Source organism: Spiroplasma endosymbiont of Megaselia nigra, assembly GCF_003987485.1.
Lineage (GTDB): Bacteria > Bacillota_I > Bacilli_A > Mycoplasmatales > Mycoplasmataceae > Spiroplasma.
Map to the genome: position 1 here is coordinate 1 of NZ_RCOO01000113.1, position 3,728 is coordinate 3,728.

Here is a 3,728-nt window from a genome sequence, read left to right on the forward strand (position 1 = left end):
AATTTTTTATAAATTTTGTTATCATTTAGTCATAAGCGAAACTTAATTTGTTTCTAATTACTTAATTTTATTAAAAACCTAAGAATAATGAATACTACCACATAATGTATTTGTAATTTATAGGGTTAATTAAGTGAATATTAAATGTATGTCACAATCGTCATCCATCTTTTTTTAAACCCCAATCATTAAAAACAATATCACCTTTATTATCATTGTTTTTATAATATAAATCTAAATTTGATTGTTCCTCTATTATTGATGGTTCTCTTTGCTGGTCTACTAATGAACTAGTGGCAATGATTTTAGACATAGTTCCAAAACCAAAACTCATGAGTGTTATTCATTGCTAAGAAAGCATAATCAGTTTTAATCTGAACTGAATCTGTCATATCACCATCATTTAAAATATGCTCAATAATATAAGATAAAATATGTTGGGCTGTATGATTTTTTGTAATTTTAATTCGACGTTCAACATCTATTTTTTGGATTAATACGTCATTAATTTCAATTGTTGTACCATTAGTATCAACAAGATGAAGATATACTTTTTTCTAAATTTGTTTATTTAAGTCAAAAACAGAAATTTTATGGTCTTTCTTAATTAATATTCCTGTATCAGAAATTTGACCCCCGCCAAGGGCATAAAAAACAGTGTGATCAAAAGCAATAAATCCAATTCCATTTAATGTGGTAACTGGATAACCATTTGCATCAAATAATGCTAAAACTGTTCCAGTGTCAGTTGTTTGGTTATAACAATGAAAAGTGGTAAGGGGAATATTAACACTATTATTTTGTTTTTTCAAGGTACTTCATAATAATTCAATTTGTTCATTAGTCATAATATATCGGTTCCTCTCTTAATATTAAATTATATGTTATATTTGTAAATTGTAAATAAAGGAAAAGAAAAATTTATTAGGTGAATTAAAAATGATTTTCATAATATATTAAAAAATAAAAGAATATTTTTACATATTCTTTTATTTTTTATTTAAAATTACTGGAATAATCAATGGATTACGACGTTTATAACGGTAAATGAAAGGAGATAATGATTGCTTAATAGCATTTTTAAGAGCGCCAAAAGTTGGTTTTTGGTTTTTTAAAACTTCATTAACTGCTTCGGTTGCTAAACGAATTGATTCATTAATAATATTTCCAGATTCTTTAACATAGAAACTTCCTCTTGAAATAATGCGTGGTGGTATTAGTAATTGATTATTTTGCGAATCAATTGAAATAACAACAGCAATTAACCCATCTTTTGATAAAATTTCACGGTCACGAACAACAGCGGTTGTTTGCCCTGATAAATCTTTTCCATCAACATAAACAGCTTCAGCTTCAATTCTTTTACCAATTGCTGCTGTTCCATTTAATAGTTCAATTTGATCACCATTAGCACAAATAAAGACATTATCTTTTGGGACATTGACACTAATTGCTGTTTCACAATGTTGGCGAAGCATACGATAGTCACCATGCATTGGCATAAAGTATTTTGGCTTCAATAGGGTAAATAATAATTTTTGTTCTTCTTGTGAAGCATGACCAGACGTATGGATTTGATTTAAAGGACTATTTTCTTGCACAATAGCACCAGCACGAACTAGTTTATTAATAACTCGTTCAACATCAGCTTGATTGCCGGGAATTGGTGATGATGAAAAAATAACAGTATCACCAGGAATAATAGAAATATGTTGATGTTTATTATTTGCAATTCGGGATAATGCTGCCATTGGTTCACCTTGGCTTCCAGTACAAATAATTAATATTTCATTATCTTTATAGTTTTTAGCATCATTAGCTTTAATAAATGCCTTATCAGAAATTTTTAAATGTCCCATTTGACGAATAATTTTAATAATGCGATCTAAACTTCGACCAAACACTAAAATTTTTCGTTCATATTTATTTGCAATTTCAACAATATGTTGAATTCGATGAACATTTGAAGCAAAAGTTGAAATTAAAATTCGCCCCTTAGCTTTAACAAATAATTCACCAATATTTTTAATAATTTTTGTTTCAGTTTGAGTGTAACCCTCAACTTCAGCATTGGTACTATCAGCCATTAATAACATAACACCTTCTTGCCCCATATTTGCCATTCGTTCAATATCAGCACGATGTCCTAATGGTGTTCAGTCAAATTTATAATCACCAGTTGAAACAACTTTTCCATTTGGAGTAACTACTGAAATTCCAAAGGCATCAGGAATACTATGGTTAACAGCAAAAAAGTTAATTTTAAAGTTTTTTGTTTTAATAACACTCATATTATCAACTTCTTTAACAATTGTTGTTTGTTCCAATTTTGCTTCTTTTAGACGATCACGAATTAAAGCAGCTGCTAATCGTGGTGCATAAATAATTGGAATATTAACTTCCCGTAATAAATAGGGAATTCCACCAATATGATCTTCATGGCCGTGTGTAATAAATAATGCTTTTATTTTTCGTTGGTTTTCTTTTAAATAATTATAATTCGGAATAACAGCATCAACTCCAAGCATTGTTGAACTTGGAAATTTAACTCCTGCATCAAGCATAATTAACTCTTCATCATGCTCGATACAATATGTATTTTTTCCAACTTCTTCTAATCCACCTAAAGCAAACACTTTTGTTGGAATTTTATTTTTAACAACATTTTGGATTGGTTGTTTTGTTACTATACTAGTTGGTTTTGTAACTATTGCTTTGTTTTTACTTGTTTCTTTCTTTTCTTCATTCATTGAAATTATCACCTCATAATTCTAAAATTAACGCATAGTTTTTTCTTTATTAAATTGGATATTATTAAAAAGAAAAAAATTAATTTACTAGTATCCAAGAAATTATAACATAAAGATTAGTGAGATTACCAAAAAAAAAAAAAAAACTTTTGTTTTAAAAAAGTTAAATATTATTTTTATACAATAATTCAATCACTTTTTTTCATTCAAGATTTGGTTTTATTAATTAAATCATAATAAAGGTTTCCTTCTAAATGCCCTTGTTCATGTTGAAAAACAATTGCTTCAAGGCCAAGGGCAGTAATTGTTACTTGTTGTTGTTTTAAATAATCATAACCTTCAACAATAATCTCAAAACTACGGGGAACAAAACCTTCTTGGTTATTCCTAACACTAAAACAACCTTCGTCTTTTTCACGACAAACTATTTGCTCACTTTTTTCAATAATTTTAGGATTAATCATTGCATGTTCAATTATTTTTTTATCTCCTGTTTCAGCAACTGTATCTTCAATTCGAATATAATACATTTTAAGATTATGTCCAATTTGAGGAGCGGCTAAACCAACAGCTGGTTTAATCTTATTGGCATTATTTTTTTGGGGAGTATGCGAATATCTTACAAAATCAATTAATTTTTGCATTACAAGTTCATTTTCGGGTGTTAAGGATACAGACACATGAATTGATGGTTGTCGAATTGATGGAGGTCTAGACTGCACCCATTTTAGTAAGTACTAATAAAAAGTATTTACTATTTTTTTATTATATCTTTTTCTTTACGATTTGAATATCATGTATTTCATTTTATAACATCTTGTATATATTCTTCATGTGAATTATATATTTTATTATGGATTGTAGCTTTCTTAAGTAATGAATGAAAACTTTCTATAACAATATTATCTGCACAGTGGTATTTTTTACCCATTGAAATTATAATACCGTTAGAGACACATTTATAGTGATAAATAGCGG

Annotated in this window: 4 protein-coding genes and 1 pseudogene; all 5 read right to left on the reverse strand. The window is 28.0% G+C overall.

Annotated elements, in window-relative coordinates; all coding sequences use genetic code 4:
• Positions 1-94: 94 nt before the first annotated feature.
• Positions 95-334, reverse strand: coding sequence for a hypothetical protein (locus tag D9R21_RS04925; protein ID WP_241568779.1), 240 nt, complete (start codon positions 332-334; stop codon positions 95-97).
• 223 nt (positions 335-557) lie between these two features.
• Positions 558-848 (reverse strand): alanine--tRNA ligase-related protein, encoded by a 291-nt coding sequence (locus D9R21_RS08420; RefSeq protein ID WP_241568780.1) that lies wholly within the window; start codon positions 846-848, stop codon positions 558-560.
• Between the two features lie 141 nt (positions 849-989).
• Positions 990-2,750 carry a ribonuclease J1 gene (gene rnjA, locus D9R21_RS04935; RefSeq protein WP_126821337.1) on the reverse strand — a complete coding sequence of 587 codons (1,761 nt, stop codon included), beginning with the start codon at positions 2,748-2,750 and terminating at the stop codon, positions 990-992.
• 176 nt (positions 2,751-2,926) lie between these two features.
• Entirely contained in the window at positions 2,927-3,472 is a 546-nt protein-coding gene (gene def / locus D9R21_RS04940; protein ID WP_241568781.1) for a peptide deformylase, read from the reverse strand.
• A gap of 32 nt (positions 3,473-3,504) precedes the next feature.
• Positions 3,505-3,728: pseudogene (locus D9R21_RS07205) on the reverse strand (integrase core domain-containing protein); the annotation flags it as partial.